Source organism: Desulfoluna spongiiphila (assembly GCF_900101345.1).
Taxonomy (GTDB): domain Bacteria; phylum Desulfobacterota; class Desulfobacteria; order Desulfobacterales; family Desulfolunaceae; genus Desulfoluna; species Desulfoluna spongiiphila.
This window is the reverse complement of the sequence record NZ_FMUX01000037.1, coordinates 1-23248: the sequence shown is the minus strand read 5'-3', so window position 1 is coordinate 23248 and position 23248 is coordinate 1. Positions and strand designations below refer to the sequence as shown.

Annotated in this window: 15 protein-coding genes and 4 tRNA genes; 8 read left to right on the top strand and 11 right to left on the bottom strand. The window is 59.2% G+C overall.

The genetic code is table 11. The annotated features are described in order from the left end of the window. Positions 1 to 115: 115 nt before the first annotated feature. Together ltrA and BLQ12_RS26235 are read right to left on the bottom strand one after the other, a co-directional pair. Positions 116 to 1474: a group II intron reverse transcriptase/maturase gene (gene ltrA / locus BLQ12_RS26240; RefSeq protein ID WP_217640414.1), complete on the bottom strand. Its 1359-nt coding sequence runs from the start codon at positions 1472 to 1474 to the stop codon at positions 116 to 118. A 726-nt stretch (positions 1475 to 2200) separates the two neighbouring features. Beyond that, positions 2201 to 3472: a class II fructose-bisphosphate aldolase gene (locus BLQ12_RS26235; RefSeq protein WP_092215866.1), complete on the bottom strand. Its 1272-nt coding sequence runs from the start codon at positions 3470 to 3472 to the stop codon at positions 2201 to 2203. A 409-nt stretch (positions 3473 to 3881) separates the two neighbouring features. On the opposite strand from BLQ12_RS26235, the gene BLQ12_RS26230 reads away from it, so the two are divergent. Continuing rightward, positions 3882 to 5591, top strand: coding sequence for a hypothetical protein (locus BLQ12_RS26230; protein ID WP_092215864.1), 1710 nt, complete (start codon positions 3882 to 3884; stop codon positions 5589 to 5591). 573 nt (positions 5592 to 6164) lie between these two features. Here the strand turns inward: BLQ12_RS26230 and BLQ12_RS26225 are convergent. Both BLQ12_RS26225 and lon read right to left on the bottom strand, forming a co-directional pair. Beyond that, positions 6165 to 7547 carry a TrkH family potassium uptake protein gene (locus tag BLQ12_RS26225; protein ID WP_175470078.1) on the bottom strand — a complete coding sequence of 461 codons (1383 nt, stop codon included), beginning with the start codon at positions 7545 to 7547 and terminating at the stop codon, positions 6165 to 6167. A gap of 79 nt (positions 7548 to 7626) precedes the next feature. Continuing rightward, a complete protein-coding gene (lon, locus tag BLQ12_RS26220) occupies positions 7627 to 10092 on the bottom strand; it encodes an endopeptidase La (protein WP_319016589.1) in 2466 nt (821 codons plus the stop codon). Between the two features lie 316 nt (positions 10093 to 10408). Here lon and BLQ12_RS26215 point away from each other — a divergent pair, with 316 nt between their 5' ends. Next, on the top strand, positions 10409 to 11599 hold the full coding sequence (locus BLQ12_RS26215) for an MFS transporter (RefSeq protein ID WP_092215860.1): 1191 nt from the start codon (positions 10409 to 10411) through the stop codon (positions 11597 to 11599). A gap of 484 nt (positions 11600 to 12083) precedes the next feature. After that, the gene (locus tag BLQ12_RS26210) at positions 12084 to 12494 is read left to right on the top strand and encodes a helix-turn-helix domain-containing protein (protein WP_092215858.1); all 411 of its coding nucleotides are present in this window, start codon (positions 12084 to 12086) and stop codon (positions 12492 to 12494) included. Between the two features lie 531 nt (positions 12495 to 13025). On the opposite strand, the gene BLQ12_RS26205 is transcribed toward BLQ12_RS26210, so the two are convergent. From BLQ12_RS26205 to sfsA, 3 genes are all read right to left on the bottom strand, one after another. Then, complete coding sequence (locus BLQ12_RS26205) at positions 13026 to 15029, bottom strand: FAD-dependent oxidoreductase (protein ID WP_092215856.1); 2004 nt, start codon at positions 15027 to 15029, stop codon at positions 13026 to 13028. Positions 15030 to 15654: 625 nt separating this feature from the next. After that, on the bottom strand, positions 15655 to 15783 hold the full coding sequence (locus BLQ12_RS28260; RefSeq protein WP_302846813.1) for a hypothetical protein: 129 nt from the start codon (positions 15781 to 15783) through the stop codon (positions 15655 to 15657). A 12-nt stretch (positions 15784 to 15795) separates the two neighbouring features. Continuing rightward, positions 15796 to 16500, bottom strand: a complete 705-nt coding sequence (sfsA, locus tag BLQ12_RS26200) for a DNA/RNA nuclease SfsA (RefSeq protein WP_092215854.1) — start codon at positions 16498 to 16500, stop codon at positions 15796 to 15798. A gap of 263 nt (positions 16501 to 16763) precedes the next feature. Here sfsA and BLQ12_RS26195 point away from each other — a divergent pair, with 263 nt between their 5' ends. The 3 genes from BLQ12_RS26195 (at position 16764) to BLQ12_RS26185 (ending at position 20926) form a co-directional block, all read left to right on the top strand. Next, a complete protein-coding gene (locus BLQ12_RS26195) occupies positions 16764 to 17294 on the top strand; it encodes a gamma carbonic anhydrase family protein (RefSeq protein ID WP_092215853.1) in 531 nt (176 codons plus the stop codon). A 3-nt stretch (positions 17295 to 17297) separates the two neighbouring features. Beyond that, on the top strand, positions 17298 to 19544 hold the full coding sequence (locus BLQ12_RS26190) for a PAS domain-containing sensor histidine kinase (protein WP_092215851.1): 2247 nt from the start codon (positions 17298 to 17300) through the stop codon (positions 19542 to 19544). A gap of 83 nt (positions 19545 to 19627) precedes the next feature. Then, entirely contained in the window at positions 19628 to 20926 is a 1299-nt protein-coding gene (locus BLQ12_RS26185; RefSeq protein WP_092215849.1) for a M18 family aminopeptidase, read from the top strand. A 594-nt stretch (positions 20927 to 21520) separates the two neighbouring features. On the opposite strand, the gene BLQ12_RS26180 is transcribed toward BLQ12_RS26185, so the two are convergent. The 4 genes from BLQ12_RS26180 to BLQ12_RS27620 form a co-directional block, all read right to left on the bottom strand. Beyond that, positions 21521 to 21598: transfer RNA gene (locus BLQ12_RS26180), tRNA-Glu, on the bottom strand. 29 nt (positions 21599 to 21627) lie between these two features. After that, positions 21628 to 21705, bottom strand: a tRNA-Asp gene (locus tag BLQ12_RS26175). A gap of 22 nt (positions 21706 to 21727) precedes the next feature. Continuing rightward, positions 21728 to 21803, bottom strand: a tRNA-Phe gene (locus BLQ12_RS26170). A gap of 19 nt (positions 21804 to 21822) precedes the next feature. Next, positions 21823 to 21993, bottom strand: a complete 171-nt coding sequence (locus BLQ12_RS27620; protein WP_175470077.1) for a hypothetical protein — start codon at positions 21991 to 21993, stop codon at positions 21823 to 21825. Positions 21994 to 22244: 251 nt separating this feature from the next. On the opposite strand from BLQ12_RS27620, the gene BLQ12_RS26160 reads away from it, so the two are divergent. Then, positions 22245 to 22319, top strand: a tRNA-Gly gene (locus tag BLQ12_RS26160). 212 nt (positions 22320 to 22531) lie between these two features. Further along, the gene (locus BLQ12_RS26155) at positions 22532 to 22888 is read left to right on the top strand and encodes a cupin domain-containing protein (protein WP_092215845.1); all 357 of its coding nucleotides are present in this window, start codon (positions 22532 to 22534) and stop codon (positions 22886 to 22888) included. Positions 22889 to 23248 lie beyond the last annotated feature (360 nt).

Here is a 23248-nt window from a genome sequence, read left to right as displayed (position 1 = left end):
AGTCGTGGTAGGAATACCGGTTGCCCAATACCCCCCACACAGATCCGGACGTGAAGTTTTCCCTCATCCGGCTCCTCGGTTGTACTCGCTTTCGCAGTCAGCAAAAATAAGAGCCTTACCACCAAACCCGCTGTTGTTTTGCCGGTTGATATTTCACCACCGGGTACTTCAGCTGGATCACGCTTAAAAGACTCTTCAACCTATCCCAAGTAAAACTCTTCCTTTGACTTCGCCTGTTCAGCCATTTGTACAGTGCTTTCACAACGCAACTGTACGGTACGTGCAGCGCTGACAGGTTACCCACCACACCAAAATAGTTGTAGTGGCCTTGTAGCTTCCGGTTGAGCTTGTTTATCAACAACGGTATTTTCATGTGTCGGTGTTTCTTGACATACTCTTTCAGGGCAGCTTTCACAATTTTGAGTTTCTTTCTTGAAGTACGCTTAAACAGCCGGGATTTCCCCTTCTTGTCCGTACTCCAGTAAAACTCAAACCCCAAAAACGTAAAACGATTCTTCAGCCCAGGAGCAAATCGACTAAAGCGCAAGATATTCGTCTTGTCTTCTGCCACTTGCAGGTTAAACTTACCGAGTCTTTTCGGTAACACGTTGTAAAACCGCACTGCATCGCGCTGATATTGAAAACCACAGACAAAATCATCTGCGTATCGACACAGCACTGCATCTCCCTGGCACCTAGGTTTCACCACTCTCTGAAACCAATCGTCAACGACATAGTGAAGATAAATATTTGCCAAAACGGGCGAAATACTGCCGCCTTGAGGCGTCCCCTCCTCTGGATACTGTATGCTCTGATCTTCTTCCAGTATGCCAGCCTTCAGCCATTTGTTTATCAGCCTTATGAAACGTTTGTCATCGACCCTATGCGCCACCATTTTCAGCAGTACGTCATGATCAAGATGATTAAAGAAACCCTTGATATCGGCCTCTACAACATATCCGAATCGTCCGAACTGCATCCTCACGGTCAAATCATCCACAGCATCTCTACCGCCACGGTTGGGACGGTATCCATAACTGAAAGGATAAAACGCTTGTTCATAGATCGCACTTAACAAAGCCGATACCGCTGTCTGCACCAGTTTGTCTTCAATCGCCGGTATTCCCAGCGGACGAGTCTTTCCTGGAGCCTTCGGGATGTGTTTCCTCCGGACCAACTTAGCCTTGTAACTCTCCCGTTTTAATCTGCCTATCAAATCATTCAGATTTGCATCTAAATTCTTCCCGTATTCTTCCACGGTGACTTTATCCACCCCCGGTGCTGACTTTCGATTCAACTTTCGAAAGCAATAGACCAGAAGAGGCTTGTCAAGACAGCGGGACAGATCCTTGAATCGATAGTCCGGTCTTCGTTTTGCCTTGTTTGCTATTCCCCGCAGGAAGGTTGGCTCATGGTTACCCCGATCTGCTTTGTCGGGCATCAGTTGCCTTTGCGGGCTACGTACTTCCGTCATTCCCTTCCCCTTGTAATTGGCTCTCCCAATCTCTGAGTACTATGAAATGATCCGACTCCCGCCCCGTCATCAGCGCTTTTCCTCTTCAAAGTACTCTACGCCTACCTGCTTTGCAGGAACTGAGGTGGGTCTCCCAAGTTCTTGAACGCATCTCTTTGTACATGCCACAGTCTGATGACTCCGGAGACCCTCCACATCCTCACCACGATACGGATGCTTCTGTATTGACTTCGGTGCGCGTTAAAGCCCTCGTCGATCTCGACTTTCATTTCGAAGCTGTACCAACTCTCAGGAGCTGCGAACTCCCTACGGCCTGCACAATTCTCTGTGTACGCTTCACCTGTCTTGTTCGCTTGACGTTCCAAGCTCCGCAACAGGCGCAACACTCGATACGGGTGGCGGGTTAGACCTTTCCCGGCAGGGACTTACACCCTGCAAGATGCGCCAAGCTTTGCTTGGCGCTCTAACGACGGATTTAACAAACAGGTTTTAATACCATATTTAAGTTTGCGCCAACACAAACACGGATGTGATTTGACCCGAGGAACGAGGGGCAAAGCGCATTCGTAACCCGCTTTCAAGGTGGCACACCTTGTGTGCCGGAGGCTTTTTTTGAGCTGAATAGTTGCAACAAAAGAAAAAGGCGACCCGACATGACATCGGGTCGCCTGAAACACGTGATACCCCACCCCAAACGGCGTGGGTCATCGGCTGATTCGAGGGTGCTTACTCGTCAAAGTCGCCTTCCGGCCCTTTGTCACCGCAGATCAAAGCGGCTTTGGCCCGGATCTTCTCTTCGGTCCACTCTGCTTTGTCCTCTTTGACCTCGGACTTGGGTCCGGGGTTGTAGGTGCCTGTTTCAAGGATGTCCTGAATACACAGGGCCCCAGTGCCACCGGCGTTGAAGACTTCGGTGAGCAGGGTGTAGGTAAACTCTTCCACGCGCTTGGTCATGCGCTCACGGACCTCCCGGGACTGGCCGAGGATCTTGTTCTCAAAGGGAAGGTTCAGCTTCTTGAAGTTGCTGCCCTTGATCCCCTTTTCATCGGCGTAGGCCTTCATCTCAACCCAGAGTTCCTCGGTGAGGCCCTCTCCCTTGATCTTGATCAGGTCCCCGTTTTCGTCCATCACCGCGTTGCCGAACTCATTGACCTCCATGCCCCAGGAGAGAAGCTGAAGGGCGGTGGCCACGTTGGCTTTGGTGGTGGTGGTCTTTTCGGCGATGGCTCGCAGGCGATCGGAGTCGTTGCCGCTGGTACCGTGCTGGGCACCGGAGACGCCGTAAGGAGCCAGGGCATTGTGGATCTCTTCGGTCAGCTCCACGTTGATGCCGGAGCCGCTGGCTTCGATCCCGTGGGTGGTGCCGTTGTTTAGGGCGATCCAGTCGGCGTGGATGTTGTGGGCGTTGAGCCCCTGGATCAGGAACAGCGCCTCCTCCGGAGAGGAGAGACCTTCGGTGCCCTTGATCTCCCCGACCTCGGTCTCAAGACCGGCCCACTCGGGGATGAAGGGGTTGATGGCAATGTTGGCCAGAAGGTTCTCGTCATCGGGCTGGTGGGAGGCATCGATGGCAATGGAGGTCACCCCTGCATCAAAGAAGGAGGGAATCTCCACCTTGCCCGCTTCCACATCGGCCTGGGTCTTGATGGCGTAGTGGTCGGTGTGGATGGCAACAGGGACGGTAACCCCCAGCTCGTTCATCACCGCATCCACCTGGCGGGCCATGTTCCAGAGGCTGGTGGGGCAATAGGCGTTGGCCCCGCCTTCGGACTTGGCGATCTCGATGATGATGGCGGCATCGGCGCGCTGGGCCGCGGCAAGAACGCCACGGATCACCAGGTGGCTGCGCCCGTTGGCCGCAATGGTCATGGCACCGCCCTTCTTTCGCATGGCACGGTCAATATACTTGCCACTGACCAGAAGGGCCCTGGAGTTGGGAAAAAGTTTTTCTACTGTGGGTGGACGACCGATTTTGAGTGCGCGATCAAAGTCAGACATGGTCTCTCTTTTTCTCCTTTATAGTAGGGACCGACGGGGCCCCGTTGTCGCGGTTGAAAAACATGTAAAAAGCCGATACTGCGACCCATTCAGACCTTGCCTTGCCATTTGAACTGTAAAGGCAGGCCACGCCCCGCCCGGAGCGAATGCAATCAGACAACCTGGCTTTTTACAAACCAAATATATTTTATTATTGTAAAGCAATTGTAAAGAAAAAAACAGCGGAAGCTCAACTCAGCACCTCGTGTTTTTTTCACGATTTCAAAGGAGTATCTCAGGAATAGCGCTTCTTGACTTTTGAGCGTACAATGGCATACATGATTTCGGGCGCGTGGATGTGCGGGCACAACCCGTCAGAGACCTGCCCACACCCCTTCAGCCCCTTTCATCCTCTACCCAGGGAGGCCCCATGGCAAGCGCCATCCGACGTCCGATCGTGTCTGTTCTCTCACTCCTCCTGGCAGGGATGTGCCTTCTCCTGGCCGCCCCCCTTAAAGCCGAGGTCCCGGCTCCAGCCGCCATGGAAAACGCCGACCGCAAAGTCGACCAGCTCTCACGACTCCTCGTCACCATAGAACAGGTGAAACGCGAGGTGGCAGAGGCCCAGAGTGCCCTGGCCAGCCCAGAAGCCCTGGGCAAAGAGGATCGCTACCGCGCCCGCATCACGCGGCTCACCGCCCGGCTCACCGCCCTGGAAGAGGGGTTTGAACAGCTTGCCACCGGCGTGGAAAAATCCGCAACGCCCCCGGGGGGAGCCGTCAGTTCTTTTGAGTGGAACACCGAACTCAAAGAGCTCCTTGCTCCCCTGATCATGGAGATCAAGGACATGACCTCCCGTCCCCGGGAGATCCAGGGGCTCCGAAGCACCCTGGAAGGATACGACGAAGAGCTCTCCCGGATTTCCAAAGCCATGGAGAATATCGCCGTCCTGCAGGCCAGCCCCGGCCTCTCCCCGGCCCTGGCCCTTCAGCTTGACACCCTGTCCTCCAAGTGGCAGCACCGCGAACAGGAGCTCACCTCCCTTAAAGGGCTGGCCGAACTGAAGCTGGAAGAAAAAGAGGCGAACAAGCGCACCCTGTCGGGCTCTTTCCAAGATGTCACCCGCCTCTTCTTCAAGAGCCGGGGCCGCAACCTCCTCATGGCCCTGGTGGTCCTCTTCGGAACCCTGTTTGCCATGGGCAAGCTGCGATCCGTCATTGAGACCCGAAGTCGCCTCTACGGAAAGGCCCAGACCGTCTACGCACGGATCTTTGACTTAAGCTACATGCTCGTCACCATCACCACCGCCCTTCTTTTGACCATGGGCTCCCTCTACCTGGTGAGTGACTGGGTCCTGCTCTCCATCCTGCTGATCCTTGTCTTCGGCCTGGTCTGGACCTCCAAGGAGGCCATCCCCAAGGTATGGGGACAGGTCCGCATGCTCCTCAACCTGGGGGCTGTCCGCGAAGGTGAGCGCCTGCTCTACCAGGGGGTCCCGTACAAGGTCACCAGCATCAACCTCTACTCGGAGCTGGAAAACCAGGCACTCCAGGGCGGCCTCCTGCGCCTGCCCCTGAAGGACCTCTTTGACCTGCGGTCCCGGCCCTGGCACCCCGACGAGCCCTGGTTCCCCACCCAGATCGGGGACTGGGTCCTGCTGGCAGACACCACCCACGCCGAGGTCACGGTGCAGAGCCCCGATGTGGTGGACCTTCGCCTTTTGGGCGGCGCCACCCGCCGGATCCCCCCGGCGGAATTCCTGGCCCTGTCCCCCACCAACCTCTCCCACGGTTTCCGCCTGGAGGCCCGATTCCGCCTGGACCCGTGCCACCGAAACGAGGCCGCCACCACCATCCCGTCGGCCCTTGAAAAAAGCCTCACAGACCGCTTTACCAAAACCCACTGGGCCCCCGAGGCCCTCACCGTGCAATACCGACGCACCCTCCCATCCTTCCTGGAGATCTCCGTCCTCGCCGACTTCCCCGGCCCCTGCGCCAAAGACCACCCCCTCATCGCCATGGCCCTGGAACAACACTGCCTGGAAACCGCAGCCGAGATGGCCTGGGATCTCCCCACCCACCGCATGGCCGTGCAGATGGTACAAGAAGGGAAAAGCCTGCCTCCGGCGGCCAGGGGATAACCAGGTTCGCGAATGCTCCCGGCCTTCGTCCCTCAGGCCGATCGCATTCCCTGACGGGCTTCGCCCGATGCAACTAGCGGCGGTTCTGCCGACAGGCTCCAAGGCCTTGGCGTGCCAGGATACGTTTCAAGATCAAACAAACCATGTAACTATTCAGTTGCCTCCGGCGGGTCGCTTTTTGAAAAAAGCTCCGCAAAAACTTTCCGATTGCATCGCCTTCTACCGCCCAGCCCCGTCAGGGCTGGGCGGCAGAAGGCGATGCATGTCCGTTGATCTTGAAGCCGTCGGCTCGTCGAATACTTTCGGGAAGGTCCACGTCGTTTGTAAGACCTGTTTATCAAACTTTTCAAAAGTTTGCCCCCCGGCAGGGCCGCCGGAGGCAAACATGAGCCGAATAGTTACCAAACCATAAGCATTTAAGTCGGGCGAAGCCCAAGTCGAAGCCCCTTGCGCTTTGTCCCGAGGAACGAGGGCCAAAGCGCAAGGGTAATAAGCTTTCGAGGTGGCTCACCTCGCCGCCGGAGGCAGGCTTTTACAGGCGATCTTGACCATAAGAGGCACGCTTTTGCTTTTTTACCCGATCATGATGTCTTCTTCGGCCCAGCGATGGGGGGGGGCGATGTCGCGGCTGAGGGCCACGGCGATGGCCATGGGGCCCAGGCGGCCGACGAACATGAGGAGGGTGACGCAGAAGCGCCCCAGGGTGGAGAGGGTGGGGGTGACGCCCATGGAGAGGCCCACGGTGCCGAAAGCGCTGACGCTCTCAAAGAGGAGTTCAAGGAACCGTCCCCGGCTCTGGGTATGGGCCAGGCTTCCCATCTCACTGGAGAGAAGCACCAGGGTGCCCAGGATCACCACGGCAAAGGACATCATCATGAGGTGGGTGGCTTTTTCAACGCTTTTGGCGGGGATGGTCCGGGAAAAGGCGGAGACGTGGGCGGCGCCTTTGAGGCGGCTCCGGCCCATGAGAAAAAGGGTGGCCGCGGTGGTGGTCTTCACCCCGCCGCCGCAGGAGCCCGGAGAGGCACCGATGAACATGAAGATCAGGGCCAGAAACAGGGTGCCGTTGGCCATGGCCCCGAAATCCAGGGTATTGAACCCGGCGGTGCGAAGGGTCACGGACTGGAAAAACGCGGCCAGAAATTTTTCATGCATCGGCAGGGAGGCCAGGGTGTTGCGCCATTCCAGAAGCAGGGTCATCAGGGTTCCGGCAAGGAGCAGAAAAGCCGAGGCGGTGACCACCAGGCGGGTATGCAGGCTGAGCCGCTCCCAGCGCCACGTTCCGGGACGCACCTTGCCCTGGAGTTCGGAGATCACCAGAAAGCCCAAGCCCCCTGCGATGATCAGAAACGAGATGGTGCCATTGACCAAAACATCTCCCCGAAAGCGGGTGAGGCTGTCGGGGTAGAGAGCAAAGCCCGCGTTGCAAAAAGCGCTGATGCTGTGAAACACGGAGAGCCACAGGGCGCGGGGCAGGGTTGGGGAGACGGGATAAAAACGGCAAAAAAGCAAAAAAGCCCCCAGGAGCTCAATGACCACGGTCACCCGGATCACCGCCCGCAGGATGTCCGCGGGGCTCTTTTTGCCGCTGTGGGTAAAGCTGTCCTGGATAATGAGGTTCCCGGCAAAGCCCACGCGGCCCCGGGCACCCAAAATCAACAGGGTGGAAATGGTCATGATGCCGAGGCCCCCCAGCTGGATCAGTGCCAGGAGCACGCCCTGGCCGAAGAGGGTCAGGGTTTCGGCCACGTCCAGCACCGAAAGACCGGTGACACAGCCCGCCGAGGTGGCGGTAAACAGGGCGTCCACAAAGGGCAGGGAGCCCGACCTGGACGAAGCGGGAAGCATCAGCAGCAAGGCGCCGAATGCGATCATGGCCATAAAGGATAAAACAAGGCGGCGTGCCGGCGACTGGGCTCGAATCGCCGCACGCCATGTGGGGGCAAGAGGTTTCATGCCACCTATGTAGCAGAGTGCGGAAATCATGGCAATTGGCGGCTGATCTCAAACCGTGGGAACCGGGCAGAGGGACGGCTCAGGATTTCTTCCCGCGCATGGGCGTTGCCATGGCCGGCCTTCGGCGGTCCCCTTCGGTATAGCGCCGATCCCGGGAGACCCTTTTTTGAGCCGCGCGCCGTTCTTCCGCAGAGCGACGGTCGATGGAGAGCTCCAGGACCTCCACCATGTCGGACACCAGGTGGATGGTCAGGGCCTTGAGCACCTTTTTGGGCAGCTCCGCCAGGTCTTTTTCGTTCTGGTGGGGCAGGATCACGGTTTTGACGCCCACCCGATGGGCGGCCAGCACCTTCTCCTTCACCCCGCCCACGGGCAGCACCTTGCCCCGTAAGGTGATCTCACCGGTCATGGCCAGGTTCTTCCGCACCACCCGGTTGATGAGCAGGGAGACCAGGGCCGTCATCATGGCCACCCCTGCAGACGGGCCGTCCTTGGGGATGGCGCCGGCGGGCACATGCACATGCAGGTCGATGCCCTTGAAGACCTCGTCGTCGATGCCCAGGCCGCGGCTGTTGCTCCTGACAAAGGAGAGGGCCGTGCTCACCGACTCCTTCATGACGCTGCCCATCTGGCCGGTGAGGTTGAGCCCCTTGTTGCCCTTCATGGCCGTCACCTCGATGTAGAGGATCTCCCCTCCGGCCGGGGTCCAGGCAAGGCCCATGACCACGCCGGGCACGCTGATGCGGTCGTTGACGTCGTGGCTGTATTTTTCAGGTCCCAGGAATTTGGGGACGGTGACCACGTTGACGGCCACCTTCTCGGCCTCCTCCTGGGCAATGAGGGTGGCGACTCCCCTGCAGACCCCGGCCACCTCCCGCTCCAGGTTCCGAAGGCCCGCCTCCCGGGTGTAGCCGGAAATGATCTTTTTCACCGCCCCCTTGGTCAGGGAAAAATTCCCCGAGGAAAGGCCATGGGCTCGTCGCTGCTTGGGAATGAGGTAGCGGTTTGCGATCTTGATCTTCTCATCGTCGGTGTAGCCGGGAAGCTCCAGCACCTCCATGCGATCAAGGAGGGCCGGCGGGACCGTGTGGAGCACGTTGGCCGTGGTAATGAACATCACATGGGAAAGATCGAAGGCCACGTCCAGATAGTGGTCGGTGAAGGTGTTGTTCTGTTCGGGGTCCAGCACCTCCAGAAGGGCCGATGAAGGGTCTCCCTGGAAACTGCTGCCGATCTTGTCCACCTCGTCCAGGACCACCACGGGGTTCCGGGACCCCACGCGACGGAGCCCCTGGATGATCCGGCCGGGCAGGGCCCCCACGTAGGTCCGCCGGTGCCCCCGTATCTCGGCCTCGTCCCTGATCCCTCCCACGGCGATGCGGATAAACTCCCGCCCCATGGCCCGGGCCACGGAGCGTCCCAGGGAGGTCTTGCCCGTGCCCGGAGGCCCTGCAAAACAGAGGATGGGCCCCTTGGAGGCCTGGGTGAGCTTTCGGACGGCCAGGTACTCAATGATGCGCTTCTTGGGCTTGGTGAGCCCGAAATGGTCGTCATCCAGCACCTTTTTCGCCCGGACGATATCGAGGTTGTCCGCGGTCTCTTTCTGCCACGGCAGGGAGGTTACCCACTCCAGGTAGGTGATGGCCACGGTGTATTCCGATGACGAGGGGTGCATGCGCGCCAGGCGCAGGAGCTCCCTTTCCGCCTCTTTCTTTGCCTCTTCGGGCATGTTCGCCGCCTCGATGCGGGCCCGGTACTCGGACACCTCGGCGGCGTTCTCCCCCTCTTCCCCCAGCTCTTCCTGCATGGCTTTGATCTGCTGGCGCAGGTAGAACTCCTTCTGCTTGTTGCTCATGTCCTCTTTGACCTGGGTCTGGATCCGCGAGCCGATCTCCAGAATTTCCAGCTGGTAGTTCACCAGCTCCGTGACTTTTTTCAAACGGTCCTTGACCCGGGCCAGCTCCAGCACCGCCTGTTTCTCCTCCAGGCTCACGTTGATGGTGGAGGTGATCATGTCCGCCAGGGTGCCGGGATCCGGGATGGAGCGGGCCATCTCCCCCAGCTCCTGGGGCAGGGACGGGGTGAGCTTGACCACCTTCTGGTACTGGGCCAGAAGGTTGGCCGCCATGGCCCCGGCCTCTTTTTCTGCCATGCCGGTATCGGGGATCAGCTCTACCCCTGCGCGGAGAAAGGGCTGCTCCTGCACGTAGGCGCGGGTGCCGAAGCGCCCCATGCCCTGGACCATCATCTGGATCTTGCCGTCCTCTTCCCGGGCCATCTTGAGGATCATGGCCACCGTGCCCACGCTGTGGAGCTCCGACGGCTCATGGCGCCCTTCGGGGCTCTCCTTCTTGGACAGGAGCAACCCGATGATCCGGTTGCCCTGCATGGCGTCCTCCACCAGGTCGGAGGCCGCCCCTTCCGTTGCCTGGAGGGGCAGCACCATCTTGGGAAACAGGGAGACATCATACACGGGAAGAATCGAGAGTTCGTCCGGAATCTCCTCAGGAGCCAGGGTCCCGCTGGAGAGTTCATTCATGGTCATGGTCGCCTCCGAAGTCAAACACAGGGGAAAACGCCCTGCGGATTGTGGGTACCACCCCGGGGAATCAAGCCTCCGCGGGGGAGGATTTTACATGGTGTATGGTGTGCATTGTCAGGAGGGTGTGCTATAACGCTCGAGAAGGAAGAGGAAGATAAAAACGCGTGATCCGTTTTTCTGGGAGTTGCCGGCAGAACTGCCGGGCCACGGCAACGCCGTCAGCGACCGTTGGGGGCATTATCCCCCGTTTTTCAGGTCATCTCGCCACGGGCACCGTTTTTAATAAATACCACGTTCCCCGGATTGATGTAAAGGAAAGATGGGCCCAACCCCTCGCAACATAAGCACAATCCCTTACGGCACCCGCCACCCTTCAGCCATCCTCTCGGCCCACTATTTCCTCTACTTCGGCATGATGGGAATCTTCCTGCCCTACTTCAACCTCTTCTGCCACAACATCGGCCTGTCCGGCTTTGAGATCGGGGCCTTAAACTCCATCCGCACCGTGGTCATGGTCCTTTTTGCCATCCTCTGGGGAGCCCTGGCCGACCGGCTGGCCCTGAGGCGACCCGTCTTCATCCTCACCGCCTTTCTCAGCGCCGTGGCCTTCGGGGGCTACCTCCTCACCGACGCCTTTCTCCCCATGCTGGCCGTCACCGTGATCTATGCCCTCTTCTTCGGCCCGGTCATCCCCTTTCTGGAAGCCTTCACCATGGAAGCCCTGAACCGTCCCGGGGCAGACCCGAACACCTACGGACGCATCCGGGCCTGGGGCTCCCTGAGCTTCATCGGGGTGGTGATGGCCATGGGTACCCTGATTGAAACCACCTCCACCCGTCTTGTGCCCCCCCTTATCCTGCTGGCCTCCCTTCTGCTGGCCCTCTGGTCCCTTGCGCTGCCCAGGGACCTCTCCCCCCGCCGCGGCAGCGGCCCCTCGGAGATCCGAAACCTGTGCAACCGACGGACCCTTGGCTTTCTGTTGGCCAACTTTCTCATGCTGGCCGGTCACGGCACCTACTACGGCTTCTTCTCCATTCACCTGGAGCAAACCGGATACGGCCCCGGGTTCATCGGACTGGCCTGGGCCCTGGCCACCCTGTCCGAGCTGGCCGTGATGATGGCCTCCTCCCGGATATTTAAGCACCTTGCCATTGAGCGAGCCCTCTGGCTCGCCTGCCTTCTGGCCTCCGTAAGATGGCTGATGCTCTTTGCCTTCACCTCCCCCGGGGCCATTCTCCTCTCCCAGCTCTTCCACGCCGCAACCTACGCCCTGTTCCACATCGCCTGCATCCTTTATACAGACCGGCTCTCCACCCCCGGCAACCGCACCGTGGCCCAGGTGGCCAACAACGGCGTCTCCTACGGCCTGGGCCTCATGGCAGGCTTTCTCATCAACGGCTGGCTCTACGACCGCTACGGGGTGCACCTCTTTCTCATGAGCGCCGGCATCTCTTTGGGCGCCTGTGCCTTGATCCTTACGGTCACCACCCGGCCCCCTCACCACCCCTGACCCCCGCATCTCCCGCGCAACGGTGCGGGAATGTCTACCTATCAGCCCCTTGCACCCCGGATATTTCCGCCCCTTTTACCCCACCATTACGGTATAGATTGGAGACAAACCTACACCCGCCACGCGCCGCCCAAAGGCACGGACAGGGAATAAAAACACGGCTTTCAAGCATTCAGAGACAGCCCTGAGGTACCATCACTCACAAAACGTGCGATGCGCCCCCTTTTTTACTCGAAAACTATACTGGTGGTAAAAAAAACATCGTTCCGATCCCCCTCCGGCAACTCGCCCTAAATGGGCACTATGACAGTAAGTATAAGCGAGCAGGGGCTATTGCTGACCACGGGTCAAAGAAAAAACAATAATTTCACTATTGAAATGGGGAAAATATTTTTTTATATCCGTTTTTTACCCAGATTTTCATACGAGTGGAAAATTATGGCAGACGTTATGGATTTTTTACTCACAAGGGGGATAAAACACCATGGAACATGACTCAGGCAAAGGGAAACAGGTTGTAAAGTCCATCGGCAAAGCCATGCAATTCTGGCGCAAACTGGAAGGCCATGACCAAAAGGACTTTTCTGAGGTGATCGGCACCTCTCGCTCGTATGTGGCCAAACTGGAAAACGGCCACGTGGGTGTCTCCATCAATCGCATCGCTGAAATCGCGGAAGCCCTGGGCATCTCGCCCTACACCCTGATGCGCGGCGTACCCGAAAAAGAGGAGCTCGAAGCCCTTCTGGACCTCTACACCGACGACGACCTGCGGGTCACCAAGTCGGAGATGGAGGACCTCTTTTGCGAGCGGCTCCGCAACCACCGGGTCCCCAGGGAGTATTACCTTCACCTGCTGGAACTCTTCCGCTCGGGTAGATACAACAAGGTCGCCTAGCACGGCATGCCCGCCCGGACACAGGGCGGCACCCGTCCGCACGCAACACCACTCGGCCCGGGACATCTGCCCCGGACCGTCTTCAAAGCGGCCACCCCGAACAGGTCAATGGGCTTCGACACGAGATAAAAGCACGCCAGGGTCGGGCCCATTCATACAGCACCTGACGTGATGCAAAAGGGTGGCAAGGCCGTGTTGACCTGCCCTCTCCCTTCATAGCTCCCCTACCACGACGGCTTTCGCCTGCCCCTGCAACGGCTCCAGGAGCCCACGCCCCGTATTTTCATAACCGTTGAATGGACCACAGAGGGCTCAGGAAAAAACCAAAGCGAGGCCTCCGGCGGCGAGGTGTGCCACCTCGAAAGCAGGTTGCGCATGCGCTTTCCCCTTCGTCCCTCAGGGAAAATCACATTCGCTATTACTTCAGATGAAACCGAATCTGTTTTTAAAACCTGCTTATTAAACTTTTTTACAAGTTTAGCCGCCGGAGGCATAAGAGCCGAACACGACTTTTTTTCTTATCCAAACGAATCAGTCTACGGCCCGACCGGCGGCAAAGCCCTGGTGCACAGCATCAAAGGCCAGGGCTATCCCCCTGGCATCTCCCACCACGGAACAGGCAATCCCCTTTGCCTCCAGCACCCCGGCAAAGGGGTTGACGGGAACGGCGCCTGAGGCCAGCACCACGGTGTCTGCAACAAGAATTTTGATCTCTTCCCCACACTGAACGCGCACCCCCTCGTCGGTGATGGCAAGGGCCCGGGCGCCTGTCCGCACGGTGACGCGGCTCCGCCCCATCTCCTGGAGCATTCCCCATCGCGTGCTCTTTCCGATATCCCGCCCCACGCGATCTCCCATCTCAATGAGGACCACCTCCTTGGACCCTCTGGAGGCCAGGGCCCTCAGGGTCTCCGGCGACTCCCCACCGTTGACCAGCAGGCACTTCACGGCCTCGGCAGAAAGGGTGCCCTTTTCGGCGAGGAAAAGGGCTGTTTCCACCCCCACGGCGCCTCCGCCGATGATCACCACCTTTTTACCGGTCCGGGCCGTGCCGGCCAGGACATCCCAGGCCTGCACCACATGGGGGCTGCCCACCCCGGGAATGGGGGGCGTCAGGGGCTCGGCCCCGGTGGCCAGGACAACATGGTCCGGGTTTTCCTTGGCAAGGATCGTCTCATCCACGGCGGTGTTCAAGACCAGACGGATGTCGGTGGCCGCCAGCTGGTTCCCAAGATCCGTGGCAAGGGACAGAAACTCCCGGCGCCCCGGAGGGGCCGCGGCCAGGTGAAGCTGCCCGCCCAGGCGCGGGCTTTTTTCATAGAGGGTCACCGCGTGCCCCTTTTCGTGGGCCGCAAGGGCCGCGCTCATCCCGGCAGCGCCACCGCCGATGACCATCACCCGGCGGGGCGTGGCCGCCTTGAGGGGGGCCGTTTCCCATTCGTGACCGGCCCTGGGGTTGCAGAGGCACTCCACGTGCTTGAGCTTGAACAGGTTGTCAAAGCATCCCTGGGCACAGGCGATGCAGTGAAGGATCTCCTGCTCCCGACCGGTGCGGGCCTTTTCAGGGAGATAAGGGTCGGCAATGAGGCTTCGGCCCATGGCCACCATGTCGCAACACCCCTCGTCGATGAGCTCACGGGCAACGGCCGGGTCGTTGATGCGATGACTGGCGATGACGGGCACCCGGACCTTCTCTTTGACATTGCGGGCAAGGTACCCGTACATGCCCCGGGGCACATTGGGGGTCAGCTGGGGAACCCGGGCCTCATGCCATCCCCCCTTGACGCACAGGGCATCTGCCCCCGCTTCCACCAGCCGCACCGCATAGGTCTCAAGTTCCTCCCTGGGGGTCCCTCCTTCCATGAAATCGTTGTTGTCCAGACGCACCATCACGGGAAAATCGGCACCCACCCGCCCGCGAATGGCCGCAACGATCTCAAGGCCCAGGCGCATGCGGTTTTCAAGGGAACCTCCGTAAGCATCGTCACGGGTATTGGTCAGGGGCGAGAGGAACTCGCTGAGAAGGTAGCCGGTTCCGGCCAGGATCTCCACCGCATTGAACCCCGCCTGCTTTACACGGGCCGCCGCGTCGGCAAAGGAGGTCACCACCCCGCGGATCCCCTTCAGGGTCAGGGCTTCGGGCTCCTCCCCCGTCATCCTGGAGGCAATGGCCGACGGGGCCACCGGGCTCTTTCCCCCCATGAGCAGGGAGTGGCTGTAGCGCCCCGCATGGTTGAGCTGCACGGCGGAGCAGGCCCCGTTGCCGTTGATGGCGGCGGCCAGCCGGGTGAGCCCGGGAAGGTGGGCATCCAGATGGGCCCCGATGTACATGGAGTTGCCGGAGCGTTCATCCACGGTGGCGTTGCCCACCACGATGAGCCCGGCCCCCCCCTTGGCCCGTTCGGCATAAAATGCCACAAGGCGATCGCTCACCAGAAAATCTTCGCACATGCCCAGGTGCATGGCGGGAAGGCAGATGCGGTTTTTCAGCTCCAGCCCGTTGATGCGGATCGGTTCGTATATCGGGTCTCTCATGGGTCCCCCTCTGCGTCGGGCGTTGTCTTCAGCGCCAAACAGGTCCTGTCGGTTCATGGAACACCGGGCCTTGCTTCGGCAAGGGGCCCGGTGCGGATATGGCCGCCCATTATTCGTATACGAACTATAAGTTTCCACAGCGGCCGGCCAGGGAAGAACCGCCCCGCTTCACAGCCGAAAAACCCCGTTGATTCCACCCTTTATGGGAACATCAAACAGAAATACACGGTTTTTCGGGAGCGGAAGGCGCGTCCATATGGTTTGCACACAAAGTATTTGGTTCCCATGGGACCTGTCAAGGGAAAAAACAAACCGCCCCTAACCCGGATATTTCACGCGTCGAGTGCACCCATATTCAAGGCATCAGAGCTGCAGATGCAGTGGTTTACCTCAAGGCTCTGATAACGCAGAAGATGGGTGCACTCGGCTCGCCCGAAGGGTGAGAAAATCGAACAGAAAACCGTGAATTACATGTAACTATTCAGCTCAAACAATCCTCCGGCGGCCCTGCCGGGGGCCAAACTTTTAAAACGTTTGACAAACAGGTCTTAAGCAAGCCTTTCCAGGCTCCGTCGAAATAATTTCCACTTTTCCACATTAGAAACGTTTTTTGCGGAGCTTTTTTTCAAAAAAGCGACCCGCCGGAGGCAAGCTGAATAGTTACAATTACATTTTGTATTTTTAAAACATCTAACTTTCTATCAATAAGCGCTTGTAATAATTTTTCATTATCGCATCCAGCCCGTTTTCTCATGAAATATCCGGGCTAAAGGCTCACGGGCAGGGAGCACTCCAGGCTCACGCGGGTTTCACTCACCCGGGCCCGCCACGCCTCAATCTCCACCCCCTTGGCCGCCACCTCCCTCAGGGCCTTGCCGTAGGCGGAATCGATATCGTCAGCCGGTGTAAAGCTCAGGGCATCCGGGCGTTGAATAAAAAAGAAGATCACGCTGCGCTCGCCCTTGGCCTTGAGATCGGCCAGGGTCAAAAGATGTTTTTTTCCCCTCTCCGTCACCGCATCGGGAAAGGCGGCCACCCCGTCCCGCACCAGGGTGCAGTTTTTCACCTCCACGTTGCAGGGGGGCGTGCCCTCTTTGTAAAGGACCATGTCCAGACGCGTCCCCTTGGCAACGGTGACCTCCCGGCGAAGGGCGTCGTAGCCCCGCAGCGCGGGCACGGCCCCTGCCTCGATGGCGCGGGAGACCAGGAGGTTGGGGAGCAGGGTGTTGATGCCCACCAGGCAGTCTCCGGCTTCCACCAGCTCCCAGGAGTAGGCGTGCTTTCGCTTAGGGTTGTCGTGGTAACTGAGCCAGACCCGGGAGCCGGGCTCGGCGCACCCCTTCATGGAGCCGGTGTTGTTGCAATGGGCGGTCACCAGGGTGCCGTCCTCCATGCGGACATCCACGAGAAAACGCTTGTAGCGTTTCACAAGGACCCCGGCAAACAACTCGGGAAGTTCAACGGACGCCATGACTTCCTTTTTTGACTCACCAAGCACTGACCGCCCCATAATCCTCCAATACTGTTGTAAAACAAGTTAAAATGCATTATGACTTATGCCTTAAAGAATCGGCCTTTACGGCATGACTACCTGTTCCCTGTACACGTCACTGGCCTGCGATTTTTACTGCTTCGGCTCACCTTCTCATCACCCCGGGCCGGCGTCAACACCCGAGGCCCCGGCCCGTGCAACTCCGACGGTTCCGAGCCGCCTCTTCCGGCAAGGAGAGCCCCATGCCCCTCTACAGCCTGAAAGAGCACAGCCCCTGTTGCCACACCTCTGCGGTCCATTTGGCAGGCTCGGTGGTGGCTGGGCACGTCACCCTGGCCGAAGAGACCTCCGTCTGGTTCAACACCGTCATCCGGGGAGACGGCGACGCCGTCACCATCGGCGCCCGCACCAACATCCAGGACCTCTCCATGCTCCACGTGGATCCGGGCCGCCCCCTTTCCATCGGAGAAGAGGTCACGGTGGGCCACCGGGCCATACTCCACGGCTGCACCATCGAATCGCGCTGCCTCATCGGCATGGGCGCGGTGGTGATGAACGGGGCCCGTGTGGGAACAGGCTCCATCATCGCCGCAGGATCCGTTGTCCTGGAAAATACGGTGATTCCCCCCTTCTCTCTGGTGGCGGGGATGCCGGGGACCGTCAAGAAAACCCTCTCCGAGGAGGTGCTGGAGGTGATCCGCGCTTCGGCTGAGATCTATGTGGAAAAATCCCGAATCTACGGCCAGCCCCACCTCTTCAAACCCATGGAGTAAGGCATGAAGCCCCTTTCCGCAGCCTTTGCAGGGTTTCAGCGCCACTGGGCACCGATCCCTGAAGCCATGAAGACGGATTTCAACACCCACGTGCGCCTCACCAACGCCCGCCGGCTCAACCTCATGTTTGCCACGGTGGTCGTGGCCACCACCGGGCTCTCCTCCTTTCGTGCCATCATGGCCCGAAGGTTAGGTCCCCCGGCCCACCACAGCCTCTTCCTTGCCATGGGGGCGGTGATCATCGCCACCTCCCTGACCCTGCTGCTGATCCACCGACGCATCGACCCCAAGAAAAAGGGATGGCACGCCCCTTTTTTGCTGGGAATGACCATCTGCAGCTTAGGGGGAGCTCTCTCGGTGGTGGCGGGCATCGAATATGCTTCCGTGGGGGGAATCACCCGGTTTTACCTCACCATCTTCGGCCTCTGCACCGCCCTGATCCTTCCCCCCGGCCCCCTGATCCTCTCCTTTGTCTGGACCTTTACCTGCCTGTTGGCCTCGGTGCGGATCACACAGGGCTCCCTGAGCCCTTTTCTCCTTGAAAACATGCACCTCATCGGCCTGTTCCTGCTGGGCGGCGTGATTTCAAGGACCGTGGCCACCACCTTTATCCGGGACTACCTCCTCTTCCAGGAGGTCAAGCACTCCAACCGGGAGCTCAGGAGGGAGATCCACGAGCGCGAAAAGATCATGCGGCGGCTCTCCCAATCGGAAAGGGAATTTAAAAACACCTTCAAGTACGCCCCGGACGCTTACATCCTCACCGACCCCACCGGCAAGGTCAGCCGGGTCAACCGGGCGGCCCTTGAACTCGTGGGCAGGACCACCAAGGGGGTCAAGCACAAACGCCCCCATGAATTCAAGGTCCTCAGGGGAAACAACCTGCTCCAGGTGGAGCGCATGCTGCGCGAGACCCTCATCTGCGGCCGGTCCGGGCCCTGCGAGCTCGAAAAGGTCATCCTGAAAGGGTACCGGGACATCCACCTGGAACTCCACGCCTCCATGCTCCACATCGAGGAGCGGGAGATGATCCTCATCATCGCCCGGGACATCACCCAGAGAAAAGAGGGGGAGGCCCTCCTGGAAGAGTCCCGCAAACGCTTAGAAGAGCGGGTCAGGGAACGCACCGAAGAGCTTGAGCACATCAACATCCGCCTCAAAGGGGAAATCAACGAGCGCATCGCCACCGAGGCGGCCCTGGCCAAGGCCGAAACCCACTACCGGCTCCTGGTGGAAAACATGAACGAAGGGCTGGCCATCTTCAACGCCGAGGGCCGATTCACCTACATCAACGACTGCCTCTGCGCCATGACGGGGTACAGCCGTGACACCCTCATGGGCCAGAAGGGCTCCTCCGTGATGTCCCCGGAACCCCCGCCCCTTGCAGGGGCCAAGCAGGACGGCCAGACCCGGGGAGACCGGACCTCCTACGAAGCCCGCCTTGCCACCGCCTCGGGCAACACCCTTCACATCCAGATCTCCCCGGAGCCCCTTGTGGACAAAGAGGGCACCAACCGGGGAAGCTTTGTGGTGATCACCAACATCACCGAACTCAAGGCGGCGGAGCGGCAGATCCGCACCCTCTCCCAGGAGCTCATCAAGGCCCAGGAAAACGAGCGCCAGCGCATCGCCCGGGACCTCCATGACAACGTGGCCCAGAACCTGGCCACCCTCAAAATCGGCTGGGACACCCTCCTGGACGGGCTTTCCGAGAAAAACCCGGTCCTTCAGGAAAAAACCCGGGCACTCTCACGGATCCTGCGCGACTCCATTGAGAGCATCCGAGGCCTGGCCTACAACCTGCAGCCCCCGGAGCTTGAGCAGCTGGGCCTCATCACCGCCATCAGGCGCTACTGCGAGGAGCAGACCACCCACTTCAACCTGCCCATTGACCTCGTCACCGCAGGGGTCCAGGAACTCAGGCTCTCCTTTGACACCCAGATCAACCTCTACCGCCTGGTCCAGGAGGCCCTCTCCAACGTTCGCAAGCACGCAGACGCCACCCGGGTCACCATTCGCCTCACCGCGTCCCACCCCTGCCTCATTTTAAAGGTGGAGGACAACGGCAGGGGCTTCCCCGTCAAAGAGCGCCTCACCGAGGCGGTCAACGAAAAACGGATGGGGGTCCGCAGCATGGAAGAGCGCGTCAGCCTCCTTAAAGGCAGCATGAAGCTCACCTCCTCGGTGGGAACGGGCACGCGCCTGCGCATTGAGGTCCCCGCCGAGCGCGAACCCCGGGACCGTCCATAACCCGGGGGCTCGACAGCTTTGCCCCGGCGGTGGTACACTTTTGTAAAATCACCTCACGCCCATGGGCAAAAAAGGACCCCGACATGAACAAGCTCCAGTTTAACGACGAACTCCTCCACTTTATCGGCGAGTCTCCCACCCCCTTCCATGCCGTGGCCTTGCTGGTAAGCCTCTTTGAAAAGGAGGGGTTCGAGCGTCTCCACGAAGCCCGGAGATGGAACCTTAAACCCGGGGGCCGCTACGTGGTCACCCGAAACGACTCGTCCCTCATCGCCTTCACCACAGGGCAAAGCCCCTTTTGCGACACAGGCCTCTCCATGGCCGGTGCCCATACGGACAGCCCCTGCCTGAAGGTAAAGCCCGTGCCCGATATGGAACACGTCGGCGGCACCCGCCTGGGGGTGGAGGTGTACGGAAGCCCCCTGCTCACCACCTGGTTTGACCGGGACCTCTCCCTGGCAGGCCGGGTGAGCACCACACGGGACGGAGAGAAGAGCCCCCGGGTGGAACACACCCTCATCGACCTGAAACGCCCGGTGGCGATCATTCCCAACCTGGCCATCCACCTGGACCGCGAAGCCAACAAGCAAAGGCGGGTCAACCCCCAGACGGAGCTCCCCCCCCTGACGGCCCTGCCCGGAGAGCTCCCGGCAGACCTTCGCTCCCTGCTGCAAAAGGAGCTGGCGGCCATGGAGATCGTCGTGGACAGCGGCTCCATTCTGGAGTACGAGCTCTCCCTCTACGACGCCCAGGCCCCGGCCTACCTCGGATGGAACCGGGAGCTTATCACCGGAGCCCGCATCGACAACCTCCTCTCCTGCTTCACCCTGGCCCACGCCCTGGTGGGAGCGGCAGAGGAGGCGCCGAGCCTTGTGGTGTTCAATGATCATGAAGAAGTGGGAAGCCACACCCCGGCCGGGGCGGGCGGAAACTTTCTGGTACAGGTCCTTGAGCGGCTGATCCCGGACCCGCAAGAGCGGGCCATGGCATCGGCCCGGTCCCTGATGGTCTCCTCGGACAACGCCCACGCCCTCCATCCGGCGCACCCGCAAAAATACGACCCCGGCCACAGCCCCCGCCTAAACCAGGGGCCGGTGATCAAATACAACGCCAGCCAGCGCTACGCCACCTCAAGCACCACCGCAGCTTATTTCAGGGAGATCTGCAGGCGAACCGGGGTCCCGGTGCAGGCCTTTGCCATGCGAAACGACATGCCCTGCGGCAGCACGATCGGCCCCTTGACGGCCGCAGCCACCGGCATTCCGACCCTGGACATCGGGGTCCCCATGCTGGCCATGCACTCCATCCGGGAAACCGCCGGGTGCGAAGACGCCTTTTACCTGTACCGGGCCATGACCGACTTTTTCCAGAGCAGAGCATAGGGGGAAGGGGTGCCTCCGGCGGCCCTGCCGGGGGCTAAACGTTTGCCTGACCGTATAACGACGGGTTTAATAAACAGGTTTTAAAAACAGATTCGGTTTAATCTAAATCAATAGCGAATGTGATTTTCCCTGAAGAACGAAGGGGAAAGCGCATTCGTAACCTGCTTTCGAGGTGGCACACCTCGCCGCCGGAGGCATCTTTTTGTTTTTTCTCTGTGTCCTCTGCGGTCCATTCAACGTTGACCATAGAAGACAGTTTTTCGGGGAGAAATCAGGTACAAAAGAGGAGATGAATCAGGAAAGAGTAGAGGTTCCGGAGAATTCACAGGCAGGCCCGCGCCCAGACAAAACAGTGCCACACGCGTGGGCGACGAAACCCTTGCGTGCTTTGGTTCAGGAGAGAGTTATGGCGTTTGGAAGACGCGGACCCGGCCTGTGAAACCGGATATGCACTGCAAAAACAGAGCATACTATATATGAATACGACGGCCATGGTGGCACCGCCCAAATGGGGCGAAACCGGCACATCATATGGGTGAAGTGAGGTCTTTTCAGGATTTTTACGCAAAAAAAAACCTAAAAAGAAGAGAAATGTGGCGTCCCCAAGGGGATTTGAACCCCTGTCGCCGGCGTGAAAGGCCGGTGTCCTGGACCAGGCTAGACGATGGGGACGCAAGAATTTCTTTTCTCTTTCAGGTTTGTGGCGGGAGTGACGAGACTCGAACTCGCGGCCTCCAGCGTGACAGGCTGGCGTTCTAACCAAACTGAACTACACCCCCGCAACCTAAAAAGGTTGTCAGGTGGTGCCCAGGGGCGGAATCGAACCACCGACACGGGGATTTTCAGTCCCCTGCTCTACCGACTGAGCTACCTGGGCTCACCAAACGAGAGAAGGTTTAAAGAAATTTGCCGGTGGTGTCAACCAAAAGCTGCGCTTTTTCTCCAAAAAAGTGACCACCACGGCAAAAATAGCGTAATTGCACCCGGTTATCCACAGCAACATTCCACCGCCATTGCGCCTCTCCTCCGCCAATGAAGGCCCTCTTGAGCATTTGGTACCCCGGCATAAACAGCTCCCGACCCGTACCCCTTCGTGCGGCTCCGCCCACCCACCACAGCCCTCCCTTATATGGACCTTGGATCGATGAAATCGACACCCTGAAAAAGGATGCCCTGACAGCCCCCTCTCCCCAACGCTTCGGTGATAAAATCCGGCCACCGGGTACCCGGACCGCAGGCCCCAAAAAAAACAGGGCTGTTTTTTCATTTTTGGGTTGACTCTGCAGGATGGATGGGGGTATAAACTCTCCCGTGCTGAGCGGGAATAACTCAGTGGTAGAGTGCAACCTTGCCAAGGTTGACGTCGCGAGTTCAAATCTCGTTTCCCGCTCCAACATGACGATACAGCCCCCGAATCCTGCGGATTCGGGGGCTTTTTTGTTTGTCCCCTGCTCTTTGTGCTCCCTGCCGCCCAAGCCCCTTTTCCAACGCCCCCCATCCTGTGATATAAAAGGCCTTTGGTACCGGCTGCGTACCGCACCCCCAAAGACCCCGCGCAGCCCCACAGCGTCAGATAAAAGACCCGCTATTTTTAAGGAGAAGACAATGGAAACCCAGGTATTCAAGGCCCAGGAAAAAGAGAGCAAAACCTTTGACGGCGGCCCGGCCCGAGGCGTTACCGGACGCATTCTCATCGGCCGGGAGACAGGGGCCGAAAACTTCTGCATGCGCCTTTTCGAACTGGCCCCCGAAGGCCACACCCCCAGCCACACCCATGACTGGGAACACGAGATCTTCTTCCACGAAGGCCAGGGCGAGATCCTGGCCAACGGCACCTGGACACCCGTTGCAAAAGGCTCCGTGGCCTTTGTCCCCGGCGGCGTCCCCCACCAGATCCGAAACACCGGCACCGCCCCATTGACCTTCGTCTGCCTCGTCCCCAAAGGCGCGCCGGAGCTCTAAAAAGCGACCTTCTATGGTTAAAGTCGCATGAACCACAGGGTCAAAGGCTCAGAAAAAACAAAAGCGATGCCTCCGGCGGCGAGGTGTGCCACCTCGAAAGCAGGTTGCGAATGCGCTTTCCCCTTCGTTCCTCAGGGAAAATCACATTCGCCTTTAAGGCAAAGTTCATTCAAAAAAATTAAACGCCTGTTTGTTAAACTTTTTGTAACACTGTTGTCCAAAATAGGATTTGACCGGAAGTAAACCGGTGAGAATTTGAAAAGATGCTCCTTATAAGGCATGGTTAAGTTTGCAAACAAAGACCTCGCCAAACAAGGAGCATATCAATGGTACGTCATTCCAGCCTTTTCAGTCAAATCG